Raw genomic sequence first — 22,600 nt, 5'->3', positions numbered from 1 at the left:
GACACAAGTTGCATAGATGGCAATGAGCCTAATTGCTTAGGGTGATTAGAGCAGCTGAGAGTAGAGACTAGAGGAGGAAGTACAGATGAGACGAGCAGTCAGTATGGTACTGACCGCATTGCTGGCGTTTTCTTTAGCAGCATGTGGCAACGAAACAGGTGGAAAAACAGAGACAGCAGCAACGACAGGCCAAGGGCAAACAGTGAAGCTGGGGCTGACGCAATTCGTGGAGCACCCTGCGCTTGATGCCATTCATAAAGGAATTTTAGATGGTCTGAAGGATGCTGGCTACGAAGAGGGCAAGAACTTGGAGGTAGACTCCCAGAACGCCCATGGTGACATGAACAATACAGTCTCGATCGCACAGAAGTATGCCGGAGATAAAAAGGATCTTGTCGTAGCGATTGCGACGCCATCCGCTCAGGCTGCAGCAAAGGCGATTGCTGACAAACCTGTTATTTTCAGTTCCGTAACAGACCCGATCTCGGCTCAACTGGTTGGCAGTCTGGAGAAGCCAGACAAAAACGTGACCGGGACGTCCGATAAAGTATCCATGGAACAACAATTGAAGCTGGTGAAAACCTTCCTGCCTGAGCTGAAAAAGCTGGGCGTGATCTATACAACCTCCGAAATTAACTCAGAGGTACAGGTCAAGGAATTGGAAGACGCAGCGCAAAAACAAGGCGTAGAAATCATCAAGGCGGGCATTTCGCAGCTGTCTGAAGTGCAGCTGGCGGCTCAAAGTCTTGCTAGTAAAGCAGATGCCATTATTATCCCAATTGACAACACCGTCGTATCTTCCTTTGAAGCGGTGCTCGGAGCAGCAGAGGAAAACAAAATTCCTGTATTTGCTTCTGATACCGATACAGTGAAGCGTGGAGCGGTTGCTACTTACGGGATTGATTACTACCAAATCGGTAAACAAACAGGCGATATGGCTGCCCGTATCTTAAAAGGGCAGAGTGTTGCTGATACTCCTGTAGAGATTTCGAAACAAGCTGATTTGTATATTAATGAAACAGCTGCTGCAAAGTTTGGGCTCACTATTACTGAGGCACTCAAACAACAGGCGAAAGAAATCATCAAGTAAAAAGAGAGCGTCATGCTCTCTTTTTATTCTTTTAAAACTGTTTTATCCATGTTAAACTGTAGAAAAAATTCACGAGGGGGAATTCACTAAATGTTCAAACAAAAGAAGAGTATTAAAATTTTTCAGAGTTTTTTATTTCCTTTATTGCTTTTGTCTGTTACCGCTTGTGGACAGCAAAGCACTACCCCTGCAAACAATCCTACACCCGCTCCTGCAACTACGACGGCATCTGCCCCGTCTACTGAAACCAAGCAGCTGACAATTGGAATTGCCCAATTCGTTGAACACCCTGCTTTGGATGCAGCAAGAGAGGGCTTTATCAGCCAACTGGCTAAAAACGGTTACGAAAAAGACAAGCAAGTAAAAATCGATGTGCAATCCGCTCAAGCGAGCATGGATACAGCCATTCAGATTGCCCAAAAATTCGAGGCTGACAAAGTAGATTTGGTGTTGGCCATTGCGACTCCAACGGCACAGGCTGCCGCACAAACCAGTAAAGAAATTCCGATCCTGTTTACTGCGGTAACCGATCCTGTAGAAGCTGGTCTGGTTGCAGCGATGGACAAGCCAGGGGCGAACGTAACCGGCACATCGGATATGAATCCAGTCGAAGAGCAATTGAAGCTGATCAAAGAAATGAAAGCTGATGCGAAATCTGTTGGAATCATTTATAGTTCTGGCGAAGTCAACTCTAAAGTACAGGTAGATGCGGCAAAAGCCGTAGCTGGCAAGCTTGGTTTAGAAATTAAAGAAGCGGCGATTACAAGCGCGACAGAAGTGAAGCAAGCAGCTGAGTCCATGGTGGGCAAAGTAGATGCTTTCTACGTACCAACTGACAACATGGTCGTATCTTCGATTGCAGCTGTGATCGGAGTCGCTGAAGCACAAAAAATTCCGGTCATCGCTGGTGAAGAAAACTCTGTGAAGAGCGGAGCGATTGCCACTTACGGGATCGACTACACGAAGCTGGGCGAGCAAACAGCTGATATGGCAACAAAAATCCTGAAGGGTGAAGCGAAGCCGGCAGATATGGCTGTTGAAGTGCAAGCAGACATGAAGCTCGTATTGAATAAGAAAGCAGCGGAAAAAATGGGTGTGACGATTCCGCAAGCCATGCTCGACCGTGCTGGACAAGTGATCGAGTAATAAATGCAGTAATTGGAGGATTTCTTCTATGAATCAACTGGCAGTAATGGGAGCCATTGAGCAAGGTTTACTATTTGGTATCTTGGCTCTCGGTGTATATCTGACCTTCCGAATTCTAAACGTTCCTGACTTGACCGTAGATGGTAGTTTTGCCTTGGGAGGCGCAATCGCAGCCAAATTCATTATCGACGGCACCAATCCGTTTTTGGCCACCCTGCTGGCTTTCATTGTAGGTGCATTAGCAGGAGCTTTTACGGGAGTCTTGCATACCAAAGGAAAGATTAACGCACTTTTGGCGGGGATCTTGACGATGATCGCCTTGTACTCGATCAATTTGCGTGTCATGGGAAAAGCGAATCTGCCTCTTTTGCGGGAAGATACTTTGTTCACTTATGTAAAGGATATGGGCATTCCAAACCTGACCGTAGGTGGAGTTACTTTGCTGTCTGGTGTAGCAATCATCTTTATCGTAGGTGTTCTGGTGTTGAAGCTGATCATTGACTGGTTCCTGCATACGGATATGGGTCTGGATTTGCGTGCGACAGGTGACAACTCGAAGATGATCCGCAGCTTTGGGGTAAACACAGATTCGACAACGATTATCGGTTTGGCTCTTTCCAATGGCTTGGTAGCTTTAGCTGGTGCGTGGGTAGCTCAATACCAAGGCTTTGCGGATGTAGGAATGGGGATCGGGATGATCGTCATCGGTCTCGCTTCCGTTATTGTCGGGGAAGTTTTGTTTGGCAGCTCTTCGATTTTCCGAGTGACGCTTGCTGTCATTCTCGGCTCGATTGTGTACCGCTTGGTCATTGCACTGGCACTGGATGCAGGACTCAATCCTTCTGACATGAAGCTGATTACAGCCCTGATTGTTATCATTGCCCTGACTGTCCCAACTGTGGCAAAAGGCATCTGGAAAAAGCAAGCGGTACGCTCGGCAAGGGGAGGAAGCAGCGATGCTTAAAATTACAAACGTCAACAAAGTATTCAACGCAGGAACTGTGAATGAAAAGATCGCGCTTCGAAACGTCAATCTGCACGTGAAGAAAGGAGAGTTCATCACCGTTATCGGAAGTAATGGTGCCGGTAAATCGACGATGATGAACATGATCTCCGGCGGACTGACGCCAGATAACGGAAGCATTCAGATTGACGGGAAAGATGTCACACGCTTGGCGGAGCACCAGCGTGCAGGTCTGATCGGCCGTGTGTTTCAGGACCCAATGGCAGGTACAGCGCCGAACATGACGATTGAGGAAAATCTGGCAATCGCTTTGGGGCGGGGAAAACGTCGTACACTTGGATTTGGGGTGAATAACCAGAAGCGGGAGCAGTTCCGTGAGCAGCTCAAGCAGCTGGATCAAGGGCTGGAGAACCGTTTGAAGACCAAAGTGGGTTTTCTCTCAGGAGGACAGCGTCAAGCACTGAGCCTGTTGATGGCTACCTTTACGGAGCCGAAGATTTTGCTCCTCGATGAGCATACAGCAGCGCTTGACCCGAAACGGGCGCAGTTGATTGTAGATTTAACAGAAAAAATCGTGGAGCGCTATAAACTAACGACAATCATGGTCACGCATAATATGGAACAAGCGTTGAACATGGGGAATCGTCTGTTGATGCTCCACGATGGGGGAATCATTCTCGATATTCCGGATGAGAAAAAACGGACGATGAAGCCACAGGATCTGCTTCGGGCATTCGAAACAGCCCGCGGTGGAGAAAGCTTCAGCGAAGATCGCTTCTTGTTAACTTAATCGGATCGAATCGCCTTCCTGTTCAAGCGGGGAGGCTTTTTCGTTGTTGGAAAGATATACGTACATGAATCCGGCACCGATTAAAAGGATGCCTGCGACAATGGTAAAAAGGATCGTGCCCCCATAATGTAGCAAGACAAGGCTGCCCAAGTACGGTCCGCACATGCGGGAAATATCCCAGTGTGTTCCTGTGATCGCGAAGTACCTTCCGCGCATCGTGACAGGTGATATCCGGGTGACGAAGGCCATCAATTGCGTCAGCCCAATACTCTCTCCGATGACGAGGAACACTTGCAGGGCAAGAAGGCCAGGTACGTTGTCGATGAAGGCGTAACCCAAGGATACGATGAGAAAACAAATGTACGCGCCGCTAATCAACAGGCGAGCAGGCAAGTGCTGGGTCCATTTGACGAGTATGTACTCGAACAGGAGCAGTAGGACCCCTTTTACCGCAATGAGCAAGGCGAGTGTTTGCAAATAGTTGGGCAGCGTGTATTTCAGATGAAGCTGGAGATTTGTTTCGGTTTGCGCGTAAAACAGACTGATCGGCAAAGCCAGCAGCATAATGGCAAGTGCTGGTCGATAAGCATGCCAGGAGCTGCGTGAACGTACGGTTGCTACTTCTTCAACGGGAGCTTCTGGCAGCGGAGTTTGCGGGATTTTCCACCAGACGGCAAGAGCATAGATCAATAGCGAAATCGCAGTAAACAAAAATGCCATAGCAGGATCATACTTATAAATGATGACTCCGACTAAAGGGCCCAATGCGGCCCCGATACTGCTAGAAGTACTGAGAAGGGCAAAGGCACCAGCCATTTGTGCAGCGGAAATCGTATCAGCGAGATGCGCGCGGCTGACAGGGATAAACAGGGAGCGGCCAGCACCGTTGATGATGTACAGGATCGCAAACCCCGTCATGGAGTCGGCCCAAGCCATTCCCAACATAGCGAAGCCTTGCAGGAAAAGGGCGAGTAGCATGATTGTTTTTCGGCGATAGCGGTCCGTGATGCCACCAGCAAATAGCGTCAGCAAAATCTCGGAGAAGGGCTGCAAACCAATGACGAGCATGGTCATGGTGACAGAGCCGCCGATGTTCTCGCTCAAGTACAATACGAGAAACGGAGCGATCATGGCGCTGGATAGTGAAGTGAGCGTTTCGCCGAACAAGCGGACCCAGAGGAGTGTCGGATACGCAGCAATGAATCGACTAAGTGCATGAGGAATGAGGGGCATAAGAAAGTCCTTTCTTTCGGCTTTTTCCGGTTAGTTGGTGTTTTTAGAATTGTAAGGTAGCAAAGACCAGAGAAAAAGCGTACGATTAGGCGAATAGCTTTTTCATGTTTTATGGGCGAATTGGTGGTGGCAAGATGCAACTCGTTGAACAATACATGCGTTTATGCGCGGGGCGGCCGAATGAAACGATCGGGCATCCGCTTGACATATCGTTAGCTGAAGTTGCTTCGATTTTATTTTGTACGTTGCGGAATGCGACCTTGACCTTGAAAAAAATGCAAAGTCAGGGATGGGTAGTTTGGCAGCCAGGGAGAGGTCGAGGAAATCGATCTGTACTGACATGCTTGTTAGTGCCCGAAGACCTGATTATGAGCGTAGCCAAGGAACTCGTGCAAAAAGGGGAAATTCGTGCTGCACGGGATATGATCGACGAATATGGGGGAAAGTTGCCAGTTTTGGGTGAAAAATTTTCACGATGGATGAATAGTCAGTTTGGACATCGTGTGAAGCGGGAAAAAGGAAGTAAGGGCAGAGTCGATACCTTGCGTTTGTTTTACAGTCGACCATTCGCAGGGCTTGATCCGATTCATATTCTCCTGCGCTCCGAGTCACATATGGTCAAGCAGCTCTTTGATTCTCTCGTCCAGTTTGATCCAGTCACGAGACGGATTGAGCCCGCTATCGCTTTTTATTGGGAGTCTAGTGAAGAAGGAAAGCAATGGACTTTATACTTGCGGAAAGGTGTCTTATTCCATCATGGTCGTCCACTTGTTGCCGATGATGTGCGCTTTTCCTTCCTTCGTTTGATGGAGCATTCCTATAAACATCGCTGGCTAGCCGCTTCAATCGAGTCGATTACCGTCAAGGATGAATACGTAATAACGATTTCTTTGCATAGGCCGGATGAACTGTTTTTACAAGCGCTGAGCAAGGAATACATGGCAATAGTCCCCGCTGATTACGTTCTGGAGATGGGGAAGCAATTTGCACAAATGCCAGTAGGAACGGGGCCGTTTCGTGTAGTCCGCAACGATGATTCCATGCTCGTGCTGGAAGCGTTCACGCCTTATTTTGGGGGAAGGCCGTTCCTGGACCGAATTGAAATCTGGTGCGTACCTGGAATGACAGCAGAAGCGCAGGCAGATGAGAGCTTGTTATCTGTCACGGCTTTGGATGATCATCGGGATACGAGCTTTCTGGCATGGAGTGACGTTGGCAGATTAGAAGATTGTTTTCAATACGTCAGCATGAATGGAGCAAAGAATGGCCCGCTGTCACATCGCGAATTTCGGAGTCTCGTGGTGGCTATCATTTGTGGGCAAGCCTTGAGACAAGAGCTACAGGGAACGAGGGAGCATGCAGTCATCTGGGGGAAAACGGATTCGTTCCAAGAACCAAAAAAGGTGCCGGGTTCACAGGAGTTTGTTCGTATTTTCAAAGAGAGCGGGTATCAGGGAGAGGCGCTGTCGCTCTATACGTATCCAGATTCCGATCATATAGAAGATGCCCAGTGGATTCAGAAAACGTGCAAGGCATACGGAATTGCCATAGAGATTAGGTATGCATCCCCCGAGGAGCTTGCCTCGCCTTCGTTATTACAAGAGGCTGATTTCGTTGTGGATAGTGCGAATGTAGATGAAAGGGCGGAGCTGTCTTTACGAGAATTTCTACACGCTGGTGCGTTGAGTATTTCTCATCATTTAGATCCGCGTGGAAAGGAAGAGATTGCGTATTGGATGAATCGTCTGTCGTGCGCCCGAACAGCACAAGACCGACAAGTTTGCGTAGACAGCATCATGTATACGCTTGCGGCTTGCAGTACGTTTGTTCCGCTGTATTCGAATCGGGTAGAAATGCTTGCTCATCCGCGGTTATCTGGTGTAAGTCTGGACGCCTATGGTTGGATTGATTTCAGGCGCATTTTTGTTAGGGATTAGCATAAATTTGTCACATAATGATGTGAAACCGCTTTCGCTTTTCATCGTATTATTATATGTAGATATCTATTATGCTCATAAAGTTCTTTGAGGAGGAACTATGCCGGTGTATACAAAAATCGAAAAGGACAAACACATTTTGTTTGCGTCTATTCGCTTGATGATCTGCGTCGGACACGCCGACGGTTATATAGGAAATAAAGAAATAGATCGTATTCATGAAATCGTGAATTCGGAGCATTTTACATTGAAAGAACGACAAATTTTAATGGATGATTTGGACTATCCGAAGCGTCCGGAAGTTATCGTGGAAGACCTGGTAGCCATGACCCAGACTGAAAAGCTCGTGATGATGCGCAAGCTCTACCACATGGCATTGATCGATCGGAAGCTATCTGCGTCGGAGACAAAAGAGATTGCCCGCATCGCTTGCTTGATCGGAATCTCGGAGGAAAAGCAGCGTCAAGTAGAAGAGTGGATTCGCGAAGGGATTGCTTGGCGCGAACGATGGAAAGATATTGTAGAAGAATAGCCGGGGCCCCAATATGATTGGGGTCCTTTCGTTTTAGGAGGAAGCTTGGCGCAGCCTCTTTTTCTACAGTACAATAAGAAAAATACGTCCCAGCAAGTGGCAACGCTATGGATGAAGGAGGAGACCCTATTTTGCGGATCTTGGTTACGAATGATGATGGTATTGATGCTCTTGGTATCAAGCGGTTGGTAGAAGCTTTGCTCACTCTGGAGGGAGCGGAAGTCTCTATAGTAGCACCGGTTGAAGAGAAAAGCGGGGTTGGACACGGAATCACTTATCGGAGTGCACTCTCGCCTGAACAGCGTGATTTTTACGGAATGCCGGTGAAAGCGTGGGCGGTCAATGGTAACCCTGCAGACTGTGTAAAAGCTGCTTACCATCTCCTGTTTGAACATGGGAAAAAACCGGATATCGTATTCTCAGGGATTAACGTCGGAACGAATCTCGGACGTGATATTTATTACTCCGGTACGTGCAGCGGTGCCAGGGAGGCGGTAATTTTGGGTGTTCCTGGTGTTGCCCTGTCCTATGATAACTGGTTCGATCAAGACAACTACGGCGAGGTAGTCGAGATGATTCGTCCGCTTGTAAAAGAGTTCAGCGATCGTGCGATCAAAGGGGAACTGGCGTCAGAGGTATTCTGGAATATCAATATCCCGCATGTACCACTGGCTGAGGTGAAAGGAATGGTTCCGGCCACTTTGTCCATGAACCACTATGAAGACAAATATAGTGAAGAAGCAGAAGGCTATTATTTAGCCCGCGAGTATCCTCAGGTCATGCCTCTGGCGGAGCCGCTGGACTATGATTTGCTCAAGCATGGCTATATTGCGATTACCCCTGTCCACATTGACGCGACAGACCGGACTCTCTTAAAACAAATGGACAATTGGGCATTGCTAAAAGCTTGGGGAAAACAGGAGGAATAACGTATGAACGACGATTTTTTTCCTCCGCTAACCCCCGATGAAACCCTGTGTTCTCCGGAAGAGTCAACACAGGGAGAGGTACTCGATCCCGTGGTTTATCACGATTTGTACAAGCTGGCAGAAGAAGAGGGGCTTCCATACTTTGTCCGTCTTAGTGGCACTGGCGAAGTGGAGCTGTATTTGGTGTTCGAATCGGTGGATGCTTTCAGCGAGCAGACGAGAGATGCCGTTTCACTCGAATTCAAGACGTATCAAAATAAACTGCTCGCTGTCATTTGGACCCTGTCGGACCCGCTGAATCCACTTGGTTTTCCCTTGACGTTCGACATAGCGCTTGCTGATGAGCGAAGCATGGCCTTGAGATTGATTGAGCAGCCGTATATTTCTTTGCACTACTTGGCTTATGCGGATCGTGAGCTTACCCACATCTATTCAGAAGCCATCTCTTTTTCCTCAGAGGAAGTGGCTCGTACACGTGAGATGATTCAGGCGCTTTATGAGGGGACACCCGATACACTCCCAGAAGAGGTGCAGGTGCGTGAGGAAGAGACCGAAAGCATTTCCGCGATGAGCTTGCCTGCATCTGTTTTTACAGAATCGGGGATGGCCTTCGTATTGCGGTACAAGCATATGGGGGATGTCCATGGTGAAGAAGGGGCCCAGCATTTATTGATGAGTACTGTGCAGCAAGCAGTATGGGTCATACGCAGGCACGCTCGCAGCGAGGTCCGGGATACGTCCTTTACCGTATGGGCTGCGGAAGCGGGTGATTACGCAATGATCGTGCTTACGCCTAGTCTCTCGCATTTATTCGAGATCGTTCATATGTCAGAGGATGAAGCGAATCCGTTCTCGCGTTTTTTGATGACCTTGCCGGAGTACGTACAGACGCAGGACGCTTCTCCCTTACAGTTGGGTGCCTATCCACTACTGCGTTATGAGAGCGGTCGCCTCTATCATTTGGAGCTCGATGAAGAGGTACAGAAGTATCTTGCGCAGGTGTTTGCGAAAGCGTTTCCAGGAATGCCTGTCCCTTACCTGTAATTGTTGAGAGATTGTGAAAAAGGACTCTCCCCGGAATTTTTTTGTCTTCGATGAAATATGGGTAAATAAGTCATTTTTCAACAAAGGATACGACAAGAGCGAATCCGAATTAGGTAAGACAGACATTCCATTGGGGAGAGGTGACGACGATGTACGCTGTTGAACCCAATTTGTTCCAGGCTGTTTCTGAATGCGCCCACCGTTTTCAAGGGGAGATTGAGCAACTGGCACAACGTCATGCACTTACAATCGAAGGAGGGCTTCCTGCGTTGGAGCTGCAGGTCCATCCGCAGTTTCAGGCTTTGCTCGAGTACAATCTGTGGGGAGAAGCCGGTTTAGTTGTTATCCATGGGAAATTACATAAGCGCGATCACGTTTGGACAGATTCGTTTTCTGTCATGATGAAGTTTTCCTTGACGCATGATCCGAAAGTCGATATCGAAGGAAAAAAGCAGCGCATTGAAGAGTTTTTATACGGGGAAGGAGAGTACTTCTGGAATATCCCTCCCGCTGGCCATGTGGGTCATAGTGAGCTGACCCTACGCTTTACCTACCAGCCTGGAACGAACCGTCTTGCCGAATATGTCAGGAGTATTTTGGGAATCGTAACCGGAAAGATGATGGCTGCCTAACGCGGCATGAAAGAGAATGGCTCTCCGTCACAGGAGGGCTATTTTTTTCGAAGGAGGACAGAAATGCGCTTATTCATCGCATTGGATATTCCAGCTGAGGCTGCCGCTTATATTGCCGATGTTCAAAAACGGTTGAAGCAAGATGTGACGGCAGATAGGTGGCAGTCTCTCGCTAATTTGCATTTGACTCTGCATTTCCTTGGAGAAGTGGATGAGTCACTCGTACCCGCTATCTGCGAGGACATGGATATTGTCAGCGCGATCATCCAGCCAATGACCCTGCGTGTTGGCAGCTTTGGGGTTTTTCCGAATGCCCTGCATCCACGTGTGCTCTGGCTGGGACTGCGCGGTCAACTTTCCCCTCTCAAGCAGCTCCATTTGTTGTTGGGCAGACGGTTCGAATTGCACGAAGGCTTGTCCTATGATCGGAAGCAGTATCGGCCACATATTACGCTGGCGCGAGGTCCGCATCGCAGTGGGAATGAGCTTGCCCTCTTGGATTGGAATGAACGTTATTTAGCGCAGGAGCCGCCACAATGGAAGGCGCGGCATTTCCATTTGTATCGTTCCGAGCTGTTGCCGGAGGGTGCGGTACATACGATTATCCACACGAGCACGTTTGATAAAGATCACAGCAAAAAACAAGCGTTGCCTGAATAGACTAAGAAGAAAGGATCAGGGAAGCCTTCCAGAAAGCGGTGGAAAACGGATGGGTGAGTTCACGACCGGCATTCTTTATCCACGCAAATACGAACCGAAAGTACTGATTGCCTTATCCAAGACAGAGCAGCCACACTTCCACAGAAACGTCAACAGCGACTGGAATGCATTTTTCCTGCAGGATGAGTGGCTGGAAACCTCCACGACGCTTGATTTTTTGCTGAGACTGTCCAAGCAATTCGTTCCCCTCCTCTGGTTTCATGACGCTGAGGACAACGGCTGGGGCTTTCGCTTGTTCGATGCAGGCTTCGAGGTTGCGTCCGCGACAATCAGCTACTCGCTCGATGTGGAAATGGCGGAAGCCGAGTTCGGCAGGCTTTATCCAGAGCTTGACCTGCAGGAAGGAATTGTAGACAGCGAGGACGTTCGGCAAAAGTATGAAGACATACTGGAGAGGGTAGTGCGTTCGGAGTTGTATCGGCGAGAGGTAGGTAAAGGGATCACACGTATCAAGCCGCAGTCGTTTAGTCGGATCGTGGGTCCCAAGCAGATTCAACAGTTACGCTCCCTTTTTGATTTGCAGTTATTGACGAACGTCGATGACGACACAGGGGCTTCACTGTTGTACGACTCGGTTGACCTGTTCAAAGAAATTTTGGGAATCGAAGAGATGGTGTGGGTGAACTTCGCGTATTTAGCAAGCGGAGGCAGAGAGTAGGAAATAACGAATAAAGAGAACAAAAGCCCAGTGCATCTTCTTCGCACTGGGCTTTACACTGTTCGTTACTTCTTTTTCCACTGTCCAAAAATTTCATCCACATCAAGCAGCATGATCAGCTTGTCGTTCATTCGGGCAATACCTTGCAAATATTTACCCTCTACTCCAGCGATAATGGGTGGTGCAGGCTCGATCAAGCTCTGCGGAATATTCAGGACCTCAGAGACCGCATCCACGATAATTCCGATGTTCAACCCATCCATCTGCAAGTCGACAAAGCGAGTGTCATCCGTTTCTTCCATAGGTTCCAAATCAAACATTTTCCGCAAGTTGATGACCGGTAAGATCCGTCCACGTAGATCAATGACTCCCTCGACATAAAGTGGAGATTTTGGAAAACGTGTAATGGGCAGCGGCTTGATGATCTCACGTACGAGCGAAATCGACAGGCCGTAATATTCATTCCCCATTTTAAACAAAATCTGTTGGTCAACAGCTGCTTCTGCCTCCGAATCCGAACCATTGCTTCTTTTCGTCATTTCCATCGTACATGATTCCTCCCCGAACCTCTTTCCATGTCTTTACCCATATTGTACCATGGGCAAACCTACTCAGGACGTTTTTTTGTCTCAGGCAAAGACTTAGAACAGACCGACCAGCGTCAGGCTCGTCGGTCTGTTTTCTTGATTATGGTTCACGAAGGTCGTTCAATGAAATTCCTTGCTCGAGCGCAAAATCAAAATCATCCACATCGTAAAATTGAACAGGCACGATATATTCCAATATTCGATCCTGATAATCAGGCTGGTCTGTGAGAAGTGGGACCTCAAATTTCATGGCCGTCAACAATAGCTGTGTCTCTACGGGATCAAATATTTCCCCCCACATGGCGTTGTCCTCTACTTTTACGACCGTCAGGGTCACGCCGTTCGGAAAAGAAAAGGGAACCTTGGACCATGGGGCTATCAGTCCTTTTTCCATTCGCTTGCGGTTGAATGGATCGGCAAAAAATTGGCTCATTTCTTTCATAATCCGCCGGACATACTGATCATCAGCAGAGTAGGGCATGATAGGTTCAGGACTCTGGATAAATTCGTCCAATTCATAGATTGTCGACGCGGGTATCAGATATTCTACTGGTTGCGATGGGACCATCAACTCCCCGTAGATAGCCAACATGATCGCTTCTATAACGAATTGTTTCGACATTTCGACAACCCTCCTCGTTACCATCATACAAAAAATCAGGGGCACCGTACAAGGGTGGCGAGTAGGGCTCAAAAAGTTTAGGGAGGGTGCATCCTTTGTTTGAATCTGCTTTTTTTTCGTCACTGCTACTCATCATTACCATCAACCTCGTATTAAGTGGAGATAATGCCGTGGTCATTGCCATCGCATGCCGGAAGCTCCCTGTCGAACAACGAAAACAAGCCATTTTGTGGGGGACGTTTCTTGCTATCATCGTACGCGTGATTGCTACGATTCTTGCTGTTTATTTGCTAAAAATCCCGTATTTATACCTGATTGGCGGAATTATTCTGCTTTGGATCAGCTACAACCTGTTGCGCGAGGATGAGCGAGAGGAAGCATTCAACTCGAGTGAAGACTTGATTCAAGCGGTCAAGACGATTGTTGTGGCGGATGTGATGATGGGACTGGATAATGTACTCGCTATTGCGGGAGCAGCGCAAGGAGACATCGTGCTTATCGTGCTGGGCCTCTTGATCAGTGTGCCTCTCATGGTTTTTGGTAGCCAGCTTATTTTAGGGGCAATGGAGCGCTTTGTATGGCTTGTTTATGTTGGTTCAGGTGTCCTGGCAGTGACAGCGGCGAATATGATTCTCATGGAAAATACGATGCGTGAGTGGATCGCAGGGAGAAGTTGGCTCGAATATGCGATCAAAATTGGGTTGGTCGCTCTCGTAGTAATAGCGGGATATTTGCAACGTACAAAAACGACACGGACCCACGCATGAAAAAACTGAGATGAATAGGGAATCTCAGCTTTGTCGTGGGCCTATAAGGTTTTGACGATCGTCACGCTCATCCATTCTTTATCGTAGAGATCGATTTCATAGGTGCTAGCTACTTCAGAGCCATCTTCATTGGTAAGAATACGGATGGTAGGTCGATTCACAGCCAATGGATTTACTTTGGAAACGACGCCGGTATGTCCTGTACTCAGCAATACCGTAGAAGCAATTGGATAAATAGCGACGTGCTGCAAGAATAGCTTGAGCAGGTCGAGGTCGAAATAGGTGTTTCCTGTAGCGAACAAGTACTCGGTAGCATCACTCGGCGAGTAGCTTTTCCGAAATGGGCGCGGGGAAACTAAGGCATCGTAAACATCGGCGATTGCCACGATTCGTGCATACTCGTGAATGTTATTCTCACTGAGCTGACGGGGATATCCTGTTCCATTGTATCTCTCGTGATGCTGGAGCGCACAGTGTGCGGAGACGACCGAGATATTATGTTGATTCCGCAAAATATTGAAGCCTTCTTCGGTATGGTATTGGACACGTTGGCGTTCTTCTGCACTTAATTCTGTAGGCATGGTCCAGAGCTCCTTAGGAACCTGTGTCATGCCGATGTCAAACAAAAGCGCACCAATTCCCAATTCCATCATCTGCTGCTGGTTGTAGCCTTTGGCCATCCCTACCACACCAGATAGAATGGCGACGTTGACAGCGTGGTGAAAAAGGTAACCATCCAACACGTGAAGGCTGGACAGGTTGACTAAGATGTCTTTGCGACTGCTCAAGTCTTGAAAGATTTCTCGAAAAACCTTTTGAAAACTGCTTCCGAAATCAGGTGCGGACGTACGGCGCTTGATCTGCGGCTGGTCCATGAGGGTGGTCATCGTTTTGTACACGGCATCCACGGCTTCTTTACGCGTCTCATCGCGGATTACATCTTCCGGCATGATATCTTCTGTGTGCTTGTCTTGAATGTAAAGGGTATCAATTCCCAATTGAACAAGGCGTTCAATGTAACGGGGAGTTAGTTGTACCCCGATCCCCAACAGAACGTTCCCATTTTCCTGGAAAATGCTCTTGGCGATGACATCGCCCGGCTTTACCGAAGTAATATGCAATTTTCTCACAACGAAAGCCCCAGTCCTTTTTTTTGTGGAATGTAAATAGTCCTGATTTTCTGGCAGTTCATGTAGTACCATTTTATCACAGTAGAACATGGGGAGACTAGCGCTGTCGGGGTACTTCTCTTAATTGTAATTTTTTACCTTGTGAAAAAAACGATTATTGCTCGGCTGCGCGATTTGAACGTGTAAACCAGCGGAATGGATTGAGTGACCAGCGAGGCTCATAGCGGGCATAGCGCTCCTTACGACGAGTCAAGCGTTGTTGCATGAGATCCAGTTCAAAAGTAACGCGACGCATTTCCAAGCGGAGGGACTCTTGCATTTCTTCTATGTCCGCAATCTTTTGCAGAATGGTCGACTGCATATGATTCATGGAGGAGAGTTGAGTGAGCTCCTGCTGAAATTGGACGAGTGTCTCGTGGACTGTCATTTCCACTTCTCGCATGCTCGTACCCAGCTTGTTTGTGGCGCTGAGCGTAACGGCGGTTTCTTCCGCACCCACGAGTTCTTCTTCCATGAGCATTTCCTCGGACAGGCGACCTTCTTCTATCAGTTGGCGCTGAATATCTTTTAACGAGCTGTTACCGTTATCTTTTCTTTCTTTCACTTCCTTGAGCAGTTCAAAGCCTGCTTCGCTGATCAAATAGTGACCCTGCGGATTTTTCAGACGTTCCTGAGCAGGTACGAACAAGTCCAGCCAGTTACGTAGTGTACGAACATGCACATCAAGGCGATCAGCTACCTCTTTTGAAGCCATCCAAACTTGTACATCCATCCCGAATCACTCCCTTTTTTCCTCTCGGTATTCCCGGTGGACTCATTATAGCACCAAAATTTTCCGGGTAAGAGAGAATCGACAAAGGTTCTAAAAACTAGTGATCTTTCGTCCGATTCGGACAGGTCGTCGTATTTTGTCAAATTTTTTAGGCTACTCATAATGACCGGGACAGGCGCGTACTTATGAAAGGAGTAAGCATGTTTTTGCTCGTTGGGTGAGGAGAGGACCGGATGATGCAATCTGTTTTCTGGATTGTCCTTTTGACTGCTGCCTTGGCGAGCAGTATCGGGGGACTGCTGTTATGTCTGCGTGCTTGGTCATCCGAGGCATTGTTTGCGATGATCAGTGCAGGGGCTGGGCTACTGCTGGCGATTACGCTGCTAGATTTGATGCCACATGTCTTTTCTGATAAAAGCTTGTGGTTGATGCCATTTGTGCTCGTTGGCTTTGTTACGCTTTTTGCTTTGGAATTAATCAGCAAGTCGAGTGGGGAGTTTGGCTCTACGGGAATGATTGGGGTTATGACGGGTTTTTTATTACATGCATTTGTCGAAGGCGTCTCTTTAGTCGCGAGCTTGCGGATGGATTCAGAAGTTGGGGTATCCGTGTTGGTGGCCATGCTGTTGCACAAAATACCGGATGGTGTAACCATAGCCTCTCTTTTGCTGGCAGCGACCAACTCGAGAAAGAAAGCATTTTGGGGCGCGACGTCCCTTGGGATTGCGACGATTGCAGGAGCTCTCAGCTTTGGTTTTGCTGAGCGAATGTTTCCATCGAATTGGTCTGGCATTATGCTGGCCATGACGACTGGTATTTTTTTATATGTATCCGCCAGCCATCTCGTCCCTTATATCGGACAAACCAAAAAGGCACAGTACGGGGTTTATTTTGTTGGCGCGATGGCCGTGTATCTGATTTTATCTGCTTTTTTACACGCGAACCACTTGCATGCATAAAAGGCCCCATTCCTAGCCAGTCTAGTCTGAAGGAAGGGAGTGTGGACTTACAGTATGAACCATCAGGAACAAATGCAAACAGACGATCATTTGCAGTCACTGACTGAATTCCCGGTCATGGGGACATCGTTGAATCCTTTGCAGGAATCGTGGGCTTCCTCTGAAGCTCTATCAACGCTAAGTGATCAGGCCGGAAGTACCGATTAAATTTTACACTGCCTCTCTCGTTTATCCACTCGTATCCATGGACAAGATCGGTTATAATGCAGGGGAATAAGTTGGGAAAGGGGCAGATACATAATGAATACATTGTTGCAAGGAAAGAACATCGTCATCATGGGCGTAGCGAACCACCGCAGTATTGCCTGGGGAATTGCGCAATCCTTACATAATGCTGGAGCGAATCTGATTTTTACGTACCAAGGGGAGCGTCTGCGTGAAAACGTGGCGGCACTCACGGAAAAAATGGGAGTAGAGTCGCTGTTGGTAAATTGCGATGTCACGAAGGATGAGGACGTCGAAGCAGCTTTTGCTGTGATCAAAGAAAAAGTGGGCGTGATTCATGGCCTAGCGCATTGCATTGCGTTTGCGAAAACGGAAGAGCTCGAAGGTGAGTATGTGAACACTTCCCGCGAAGGATACGCATTGGCACAGGACATTAGCGCATTCTCTCTGGTAGCAGTTGCTCGTGCTGCTCGTCCGTTGATGACGGAGGGCGGAAGCATCGTGACGTTGACTTACCTTGGCGGTGAGCGCGTGATTCAAAACTACAACGTGATGGGTGTAGCCAAAGCTGCGCTTGATGCTTCTGTTCGTTATTTGGCAAACGACCTGGGCAAAGAGAACATTCGTATCAATGCGATCTCTGCTGGTCCAATCCGTACGCTTGCCGCAAAAGGAATCCGCAATTTCAACTCCGTGCTGAAGGAAATTGAGGAAAAAGCGCCATTGCGCCGTACGATTGACCAATCGGAAGTAGGCGACACCGCTCTCTTCTTGTTCAGCAATCTCTCCCGAGGAATCACGGGTGAAATTCTGCACGTCGATGCTGGCTACAGCATTATGGGCGGCTAACCAGAAGCAAATTTCCCGAAAAAGAATAACAGGCCCTGCTTTCTCGCATACTATACCCAAAATGAATGCGTGAAAGGGGGCCTGTTTTTTATGTTTCCATTGATTACGAACATGGAAGAATTTTTGATTTATATGGGCGGTGGCTTTCAGTACTTACCTTCCCATCTCGGCGATGAAGCGGGAGGTGCGGGTCTTTCGTCCGAATCGCTCTCGGGGGATACCGATACACAGGCTGTGACGGGCCCGGGTAATCGCGACGTATAAGAGACGGCGTTCTTCTTCAAGCGCACCGGAGCCGCCTTTTCGCAGCTCATCCAATGTGTACTCATGAGGAAGGGCACCCTCTACCAGATCGGGCAAGAAGACGTGGTCGTATTCGAGACCTTTTGCCCGATGGATGCTTAAAACATGAACAGCTTCGTCGGGGAGTGGTCGCATCGTGCGCCACTCTTTTTCTTGTCGCGTCATTTGATCGATATAAGCCAAAAAGTCGGTGATCGTCGCATGGCGCTTGGAAGCTGCCAATATTTGCTGCAGTTCATCGCTCCAACGTTCCCGGCCATCTTCCCGGTCTTTCGCGCGTTTTTTTAGATAATCGCGCAGTTTGCCGTCCTCATAGATGAGCTCTAACGCCTGAGCAGGTGGAACATCCTTGCACGCGGTGAGTATCTCATTGATTTGCTGCATGTGCTTGCGCTGATACGGTTTGAGCTGTGTCAGATGCGGAAGAACGTGCAGAATCGGCTTGTCCTCGATGATGGCTTGGCTGCGCAAGGCATTCCACATTTCCGCTGAGATGTAGAGGGTCGACAATATTTCTTTTAGCGCATCGGTGTCATCCGGGTTTAACGCGAGCCGCAAATAATTCAGCGTCCAGCGAACCGTCTGGCGTTGGTAAAAAGATTCCTCCTCTTGTGTGTAATGAAAAGGAATTCCGGCTTCGCTCAGGCGCTCCAAAATGGGGCGTGCCGATTCATTGGTGCGGTATAAGATCGCGCATTCACCCAAAATGGCACCCTGCTCGCGACGATGGATTATTTCATCGACGATCCGGGAAGCTTGCTCTTCTTCGTCTTCCGGCTCGAATAAATACGTGTCACCTTCCTCGCGATGAAAGGACTGACATTCCTTTGCCCAACGCTCCCGGTTGTGACCGATCAGCGAGTAGCCAAGACTGACGATCGAGGAATGGGAACGGTAGTTGACCTCGAGTGTAAATGTCGACGCTTGCGGAAAGTCTTTGGTGAAGCCCAAGATGTACTGCGGATCACTGCCACGAAACCCGTAAATGGACTGGTCATCATCCCCGATAACACATAAATTGTTTTGCGGAGCGGCTAATAGCTTGACCGTCTCATACTGAATGCGATTGATATCCTGAAACTCATCGACCATCACATAGGTGAGGCGTTCCTGATACCGGCGCAGGAGTCCTGGATCATCGCGCAGCATTTCATAGCAGCCTATGAGCATGTCGTCAAAGTCAAACCATTGATGCTTTTTCTTTGTGGCCTCGTAGAGAGGATACAGCTGGATCGCCCGTTTTTCTGCATCGCTCGTTGCTTCCCGATACGCGACCTCATGGGGGAGGATGTATTCGTTTTTCCAACGGCTGATGATGCCGAGTGCTTCGGTGATCTCTGTTTCTTTTAACGTGGCAAGGTCGTCATGACCGAGCAGTGCACCAGTCTCGCGCATCAACCGCCATTTTTGCCAATCCTTTTTCAAAAGGCGCTGCTGATCCCAACGTTCGGGCTGGTGATGCAGGAGCATTCGGTAAAAGATGCTGTGGAACGTTCCGGCAATCAGCTCACGTGCTTGTCCAGCGGGTAGCTGCCGGGCAATGCGCTGACGGATTTCATCGGCGGCTTTGGTTGTAAAGGTCACGACCATGATTTGATTCGGCTTTACGCCCAAATCTGAGATCAAGTGAGTCGTGCGTGCAGTCATGACGCGCGTCTTGCCACTTCCGGCTCCGGCGAGGATGAGAAAAGGCCCCTCGGTAGCGTGCACCGCTTGCTGTTGTCCCGGGTGCAGCGATTGATCGCGCATTTGCTCAGCCATGTGAGAGATGGTCTTCTTCGGCATCAAGCGTTTGCGGAAAACCGGTGGCTTCGGAGCTGGCGGGGGAGTCGTCGTGCTCGCGCCAATCGTTCTCTTTTTCGGAAGGCGAAAGGAGCCGATGGGTGTTGTATTTGCTTCGTCTACGTCTATGGATGCCTCGCTGTGCTCCTTAGATGAGAAAGCGAGTGGTTCTTTCGCGTTATCGTCGTTGTGATCCTTTGCGGCCGTAGCAGCCAAAACAGCTTGAAAGGCAGTGGCTGCCGTTTCATTTATCGCTTGCAGCGAATCGAGAGGAGCAGGACCATTTTCCGTCAGAAGCGGGCACTCTGCTCCTTCGGGATGGAAGAAATGCGGCTCAAAGCTGATGCCAGCATGAAGACGAAGCGCCGATGCACAGGCTGGACAGCGTACCTTGTCCTGCCGGGCAGCCATGCGCCAAAACGGTATGCGGTTGTAGTTCTCAGGTAGCAACAGGATGGGTTTGTTGTCTAGTAAAGCGTAGTTCATCAGGACACCTCGGAAACAAGAAGTGCCCCCTGTCGGCAGGGGACACTTGCCATTATGGTTGTTCTTTTCGATTAGGAGTGCAGCGACACGATGTCCTTAGGAAGAGGGGACGAATCTTCTGCTCCCAAATACGTGATGCTCACCCGTGTAATGCGATGGTTTTCCAGTTCACTGATCGCAAAAAGATAGCCTTGGAATGTGATGGTTTTGCCTTTCGCGACCTCTTCATTCAACTGGCTGTAGAGCCATCCGGCAATGGTGTCGACTTCGTCGGAAACGACTTCAATCGATATGTAATCATTCAGTTCTGTCAAGAGAGTTTTGCCGGAAACCGAGAGCGTGTTGCTGGAGCTTTCTTCAATTTCAGGGCGTTCATTTTCATCGAACTCATCCTGGATGTCACCAACAATTTCCTCCAAAATGTTCTCCATCGTTAGCAACCCTGCTGTACCGCCGTATTCGTCAATCACGATGGCAAGCTGGGAACGGCGCTTTTGCATCAAGCGCAAGACGTGGCTGATTTCCATGGACTCTGGCACCGTCAATAATGGGCGGAGAAAATCAGTTAACTCTGCTTTCCCTGTCGTCAGCGCAGAGAGATAAAAATCTGAGATGTGCACAAAGCCAATCAGCCTGTCCTTATCCTCATGGGCGACGGGAAAGCGTGAATGGCGAGACTCTCTCATGATTTCGAGGTTTTCGTCAAACGTGTTGTCGTCGTAGAGGCAAATCATATCAATCCGTGGGATCATAATTTCCCGGGCAAGACGCTCGGAAAACACGAAGACATTGTCGACGAGTGCCATCTCGGTCTGGTCAATGTGACCACTTTTATGACTCTGGTTCATGAGAAGGCGGATTTCTTCTTCTGTATGAGCAGATTCGTTTTCGTTGGCAGGCTTGATTCCAAGGCGTCTGATCAGGAAATTGGCTGCTCCGTTTAAAAGCCAGATGAGCGGATAGCTCAGCTTGTAGAAAAACATGAGCGGTGCGGCAGTCCATAGGGAGGTGGCCTCCGCTTTTTGAATCGCCAAAGACTTGGGCGCAAGCTCTCCGAAGACGATATGTAAAAATGTGATGATAGCAAAGGCGATCGCAAGTGAGGTCGGACCGACCAAATAAGATGGGAAATGAAAAAATGCTATGACGGGCGCGACGTAATGGGCGACGGCAGGTTCACCGACCCAGCCTAACCCCAACGAAGCCAGTGTAATTCCTAGCTGGCAGGCGGATAGATAGGCGTCGAGCTCTCGTGTGACTTTTTGCGCGTAGCGGGCACTTTTGTGATTACCTTCACTAACGAGCTGGGTCAGACGAGTTTGGCGAACTTTTACCAACGAGAATTCTGCTGCGACGAAGAAGCCGTTCAGAAGAACCAAAAATACCACGAGCAGCAGATTCAGCGTAATCTCCCCTATCGGACTCTCCAAGCACACCTCCGCCTCCCGCAGTGCGAAAGGGGGAGAATTCACCTCCGATACGATAATGGTATTTTACATGTACGACCAAAAGTGGATAAATATTCGATCTAAAACCTGCAATGGATATGCTTTTCATGAGCCATCTACAGGTTTTCTTGTTACTCGTAAGTATACCAATAGGTCAACCGAACAGTCAAAACGTTCCGATTTGAACCAGCGCATTCTGAGGCATTGCTTGGACATACCTGCTTCTTTCTGATCATAAACATAAACGAGCACGGTCTAAGGAGGGGAGCGACATGTACTGGCTGCAAAAAAGTGTAGCGATTCTCACAGGAAGCGTGCTTCTAGGCGTTGGAGTCAATCTTTTTTTGGTTCCGCATCGCCTAATGGAAGGGGGCATGATCGGGATCGGTTTGTTGGCGACATATTACATGCAGATGCCGACAGGTCTCATGATGATTTTGATCAGTATCCCTGTGTATGTCATCGTCTTTTTTTATGATCGCAGCTTGTTTTTTCACAGCTTTCACGGCATGCTAATTTCTGCTTTTTTTATAGACATTCTCTCGGATATGCGTGGCTGGAATCTGTGGTCAACTTCCTTTTCCGCGGTTACTGGAGGTGTATTAATCGGAATGGGTGTCGGTTTGATGCTTGCCTACGAGACAAATACGGGTGGGACAGACCTGTTCGCGCAATTTCTTGCCAGACGATACAAGCTGCGCGTTGCATTGTTGATTTTTCTCATTGATGGGCTGATCGTACTCTGCTCGATTCAGACCATTGGGATGGAGAGGATGGTTTTTTCGTTTCTTACAATCATTTCCATTGCGGCGACCACGCATATGTTCAGTGGACTCGGACGACCTCTGCCACCGTATACGATCATTGGCCCGCTTTTTTCACGTAAAATGGATGATCGCTCATCGCGGCACTATGTAAACAAGAGCACGAGATATAGGAATAGGGAAGGGGAAGGTGATGTTTTGGAGAAAATAAATAGGAAAAGGATGAAATGA

23 protein-coding genes are annotated in these 22,600 nt (G+C 48.6%); 16 read left to right on the top strand and 7 right to left on the bottom strand.

Annotated features, from left to right (window positions below; all coding sequences use genetic code 11):
• Nucleotides 1-85: 85 nt before the first annotated feature.
• The 4 genes from ODZ53_RS03470 (at nt 86) to ODZ53_RS03455 (ending at nt 3,990) form a co-directional block, all read left to right on the top strand.
• Nucleotides 86-1,090 (top strand): ABC transporter substrate-binding protein, encoded by a 1,005-nt coding sequence (locus tag ODZ53_RS03470; RefSeq protein ID WP_064202846.1) that lies wholly within the window; start codon nt 86-88, stop codon nt 1,088-1,090.
• A gap of 90 nt (nt 1,091-1,180) precedes the next feature.
• Nucleotides 1,181-2,236, top strand: a complete 1,056-nt coding sequence (locus ODZ53_RS03465; RefSeq protein WP_087349166.1) for an ABC transporter substrate-binding protein — start codon at nt 1,181-1,183, stop codon at nt 2,234-2,236.
• A gap of 28 nt (nt 2,237-2,264) precedes the next feature.
• A complete protein-coding gene (locus ODZ53_RS03460; RefSeq protein WP_015892292.1) occupies nt 2,265-3,200 on the top strand; it encodes an ABC transporter permease in 936 nt (311 codons plus the stop codon).
• A complete protein-coding gene (locus ODZ53_RS03455) occupies nt 3,193-3,990 on the top strand; it encodes an ABC transporter ATP-binding protein (RefSeq protein ID WP_015892291.1) in 798 nt (265 codons plus the stop codon). The genes ODZ53_RS03460 and ODZ53_RS03455 overlap by 8 nt, the downstream gene beginning before the upstream one ends.
• Here the strand turns inward: ODZ53_RS03455 and ODZ53_RS03450 are convergent.
• A complete protein-coding gene (locus ODZ53_RS03450; RefSeq protein ID WP_372675920.1) occupies nt 3,982-5,223 on the bottom strand; it encodes an MDR family MFS transporter in 1,242 nt (413 codons plus the stop codon). The genes ODZ53_RS03455 and ODZ53_RS03450 overlap by 9 nt on opposite strands.
• Nucleotides 5,224-5,357: 134 nt before the next feature.
• Here ODZ53_RS03450 and ODZ53_RS03445 point away from each other — a divergent pair, with 134 nt between their 5' ends.
• The 7 genes from ODZ53_RS03445 (at nt 5,358) to ODZ53_RS03415 (ending at nt 11,675) form a co-directional block, all read left to right on the top strand.
• The gene (locus ODZ53_RS03445; protein WP_372675919.1) at nt 5,358-7,160 is read left to right on the top strand and encodes an SgrR family transcriptional regulator; all 1,803 of its coding nucleotides are present in this window, start codon (nt 5,358-5,360) and stop codon (nt 7,158-7,160) included.
• 100 nt (nt 7,161-7,260) lie between these two features.
• Nucleotides 7,261-7,692, top strand: coding sequence for a tellurite resistance TerB family protein (locus tag ODZ53_RS03440; RefSeq protein ID WP_015892288.1), 432 nt, complete (start codon nt 7,261-7,263; stop codon nt 7,690-7,692).
• A 107-nt stretch (nt 7,693-7,799) separates the two neighbouring features.
• The gene (gene surE, locus ODZ53_RS03435) at nt 7,800-8,621 is read left to right on the top strand and encodes a 5'/3'-nucleotidase SurE (protein ID WP_173604427.1); all 822 of its coding nucleotides are present in this window, start codon (nt 7,800-7,802) and stop codon (nt 8,619-8,621) included.
• Nucleotides 8,622-8,624: 3 nt separating this feature from the next.
• Nucleotides 8,625-9,665 (top strand): hypothetical protein, encoded by a 1,041-nt coding sequence (locus ODZ53_RS03430; RefSeq protein WP_372675918.1) that lies wholly within the window; start codon nt 8,625-8,627, stop codon nt 9,663-9,665.
• A gap of 149 nt (nt 9,666-9,814) precedes the next feature.
• Nucleotides 9,815-10,297: a hypothetical protein gene (locus ODZ53_RS03425; protein WP_064202841.1), complete on the top strand. Its 483-nt coding sequence runs from the start codon at nt 9,815-9,817 to the stop codon at nt 10,295-10,297.
• Nucleotides 10,298-10,360: 63 nt separating this feature from the next.
• Nucleotides 10,361-10,957, top strand: coding sequence for an RNA 2',3'-cyclic phosphodiesterase (gene thpR / locus ODZ53_RS03420; RefSeq protein ID WP_015892284.1), 597 nt, complete (start codon nt 10,361-10,363; stop codon nt 10,955-10,957).
• Between the two features lie 49 nt (nt 10,958-11,006).
• Nucleotides 11,007-11,675, top strand: coding sequence for a hypothetical protein (locus ODZ53_RS03415; RefSeq protein ID WP_372675917.1), 669 nt, complete (start codon nt 11,007-11,009; stop codon nt 11,673-11,675).
• A 65-nt stretch (nt 11,676-11,740) separates the two neighbouring features.
• On the opposite strand, the gene ODZ53_RS03410 is transcribed toward ODZ53_RS03415, so the two are convergent.
• Both ODZ53_RS03410 and ODZ53_RS03405 read right to left on the bottom strand, forming a co-directional pair.
• On the bottom strand, nt 11,741-12,220 hold the full coding sequence (locus ODZ53_RS03410; RefSeq protein ID WP_372675916.1) for a chemotaxis protein CheW: 480 nt from the start codon (nt 12,218-12,220) through the stop codon (nt 11,741-11,743).
• A 142-nt stretch (nt 12,221-12,362) separates the two neighbouring features.
• Nucleotides 12,363-12,884 (bottom strand): hypothetical protein, encoded by a 522-nt coding sequence (locus ODZ53_RS03405; protein WP_017250326.1) that lies wholly within the window; start codon nt 12,882-12,884, stop codon nt 12,363-12,365.
• Nucleotides 12,885-12,970: 86 nt separating this feature from the next.
• On the opposite strand from ODZ53_RS03405, the gene ODZ53_RS03400 reads away from it, so the two are divergent.
• Nucleotides 12,971-13,651: a TerC family protein gene (locus ODZ53_RS03400; protein WP_372675915.1), complete on the top strand. Its 681-nt coding sequence runs from the start codon at nt 12,971-12,973 to the stop codon at nt 13,649-13,651.
• A 41-nt stretch (nt 13,652-13,692) separates the two neighbouring features.
• On the opposite strand, the gene ODZ53_RS03395 is transcribed toward ODZ53_RS03400, so the two are convergent.
• The gene (locus ODZ53_RS03395; protein ID WP_372675914.1) at nt 13,693-14,781 is read right to left on the bottom strand and encodes an HD-GYP domain-containing protein; all 1,089 of its coding nucleotides are present in this window, start codon (nt 14,779-14,781) and stop codon (nt 13,693-13,695) included.
• A gap of 154 nt (nt 14,782-14,935) precedes the next feature.
• The gene (locus tag ODZ53_RS03390) at nt 14,936-15,553 is read right to left on the bottom strand and encodes a MerR family transcriptional regulator (RefSeq protein WP_372675913.1); all 618 of its coding nucleotides are present in this window, start codon (nt 15,551-15,553) and stop codon (nt 14,936-14,938) included.
• A gap of 233 nt (nt 15,554-15,786) precedes the next feature.
• On the opposite strand from ODZ53_RS03390, the gene ODZ53_RS03385 reads away from it, so the two are divergent.
• From ODZ53_RS03385 to fabI, 3 genes are all read left to right on the top strand, one after another.
• Nucleotides 15,787-16,512, top strand: a complete 726-nt coding sequence (locus ODZ53_RS03385) for a ZIP family metal transporter (protein ID WP_015892277.1) — start codon at nt 15,787-15,789, stop codon at nt 16,510-16,512.
• A 54-nt stretch (nt 16,513-16,566) separates the two neighbouring features.
• Nucleotides 16,567-16,719, top strand: a complete 153-nt coding sequence (locus tag ODZ53_RS03380) for a hypothetical protein (RefSeq protein ID WP_173604419.1) — start codon at nt 16,567-16,569, stop codon at nt 16,717-16,719.
• Between the two features lie 93 nt (nt 16,720-16,812).
• Complete coding sequence (fabI, locus tag ODZ53_RS03375; protein WP_015892275.1) at nt 16,813-17,586, top strand: enoyl-ACP reductase FabI; 774 nt, start codon at nt 16,813-16,815, stop codon at nt 17,584-17,586.
• Nucleotides 17,587-17,739: 153 nt separating this feature from the next.
• Here fabI and ODZ53_RS03370 read toward each other — a convergent pair whose 3' ends face one another.
• Complete coding sequence (locus ODZ53_RS03370) at nt 17,740-20,157, bottom strand: UvrD-helicase domain-containing protein (RefSeq protein ID WP_372675911.1); 2,418 nt, start codon at nt 20,155-20,157, stop codon at nt 17,740-17,742.
• Nucleotides 20,158-20,228: 71 nt separating this feature from the next.
• Complete coding sequence (locus tag ODZ53_RS03365) at nt 20,229-21,593, bottom strand: hemolysin family protein (protein WP_372675910.1); 1,365 nt, start codon at nt 21,591-21,593, stop codon at nt 20,229-20,231.
• Between the two features lie 284 nt (nt 21,594-21,877).
• Here ODZ53_RS03365 and ODZ53_RS03360 point away from each other — a divergent pair, with 284 nt between their 5' ends.
• Nucleotides 21,878-22,600, top strand: a complete 723-nt coding sequence (locus tag ODZ53_RS03360) for a YitT family protein (protein ID WP_372675909.1) — start codon at nt 21,878-21,880, stop codon at nt 22,598-22,600.

This window comes from Brevibacillus sp. BD137 (genome assembly GCF_041644655.1).
Classification (GTDB): Bacteria; Bacillota; Bacilli; order Brevibacillales; family Brevibacillaceae; genus Brevibacillus; species Brevibacillus brevis_D.
Note: the sequence above shows the minus strand (reverse complement) of the source record. Positions and strands in the feature narration are given on the sequence as shown.

Coding starts and splice junctions, on each gene's coding strand:
- ODZ53_RS03470 (WP_064202846.1), top strand. CDS start 86: ATGAGACGAGCAGTCAGTATGGTACTGACCGCATTGCTGGCGTTTTCT.
- ODZ53_RS03465 (WP_087349166.1), top strand. CDS start 1,181: ATGTTCAAACAAAAGAAGAGTATTAAAATTTTTCAGAGTTTTTTATTT.
- ODZ53_RS03460 (WP_015892292.1), top strand. CDS start 2,265: ATGAATCAACTGGCAGTAATGGGAGCCATTGAGCAAGGTTTACTATTT.
- ODZ53_RS03455 (WP_015892291.1), top strand. CDS start 3,193: ATGCTTAAAATTACAAACGTCAACAAAGTATTCAACGCAGGAACTGTG.
- ODZ53_RS03450 (WP_372675920.1), bottom strand. CDS start 5,223: ATGCCCCTCATTCCTCATGCACTTAGTCGATTCATTGCTGCGTATCCG.
- ODZ53_RS03445 (WP_372675919.1), top strand. CDS start 5,358: ATGCAACTCGTTGAACAATACATGCGTTTATGCGCGGGGCGGCCGAAT.
- ODZ53_RS03440 (WP_015892288.1), top strand. CDS start 7,261: ATGCCGGTGTATACAAAAATCGAAAAGGACAAACACATTTTGTTTGCG.
- surE (WP_173604427.1), top strand. CDS start 7,800: ATGGATGAAGGAGGAGACCCTATTTTGCGGATCTTGGTTACGAATGAT.
- ODZ53_RS03430 (WP_372675918.1), top strand. CDS start 8,625: ATGAACGACGATTTTTTTCCTCCGCTAACCCCCGATGAAACCCTGTGT.
- ODZ53_RS03425 (WP_064202841.1), top strand. CDS start 9,815: ATGTACGCTGTTGAACCCAATTTGTTCCAGGCTGTTTCTGAATGCGCC.
- thpR (WP_015892284.1), top strand. CDS start 10,361: ATGCGCTTATTCATCGCATTGGATATTCCAGCTGAGGCTGCCGCTTAT.
- ODZ53_RS03415 (WP_372675917.1), top strand. CDS start 11,007: ATGGGTGAGTTCACGACCGGCATTCTTTATCCACGCAAATACGAACCG.
- ODZ53_RS03410 (WP_372675916.1), bottom strand. CDS start 12,220: ATGGAAATGACGAAAAGAAGCAATGGTTCGGATTCGGAGGCAGAAGCA.
- ODZ53_RS03405 (WP_017250326.1), bottom strand. CDS start 12,884: ATGTCGAAACAATTCGTTATAGAAGCGATCATGTTGGCTATCTACGGG.
- ODZ53_RS03390 (WP_372675913.1), bottom strand. CDS start 15,553: ATGGATGTACAAGTTTGGATGGCTTCAAAAGAGGTAGCTGATCGCCTT.
- ODZ53_RS03385 (WP_015892277.1), top strand. CDS start 15,787: ATGATGCAATCTGTTTTCTGGATTGTCCTTTTGACTGCTGCCTTGGCG.
- ODZ53_RS03380 (WP_173604419.1), top strand. CDS start 16,567: ATGAACCATCAGGAACAAATGCAAACAGACGATCATTTGCAGTCACTG.
- fabI (WP_015892275.1), top strand. CDS start 16,813: ATGAATACATTGTTGCAAGGAAAGAACATCGTCATCATGGGCGTAGCG.
- ODZ53_RS03370 (WP_372675911.1), bottom strand. CDS start 20,157: ATGAACTACGCTTTACTAGACAACAAACCCATCCTGTTGCTACCTGAG.
- ODZ53_RS03360 (WP_372675909.1), top strand. CDS start 21,878: ATGTACTGGCTGCAAAAAAGTGTAGCGATTCTCACAGGAAGCGTGCTT.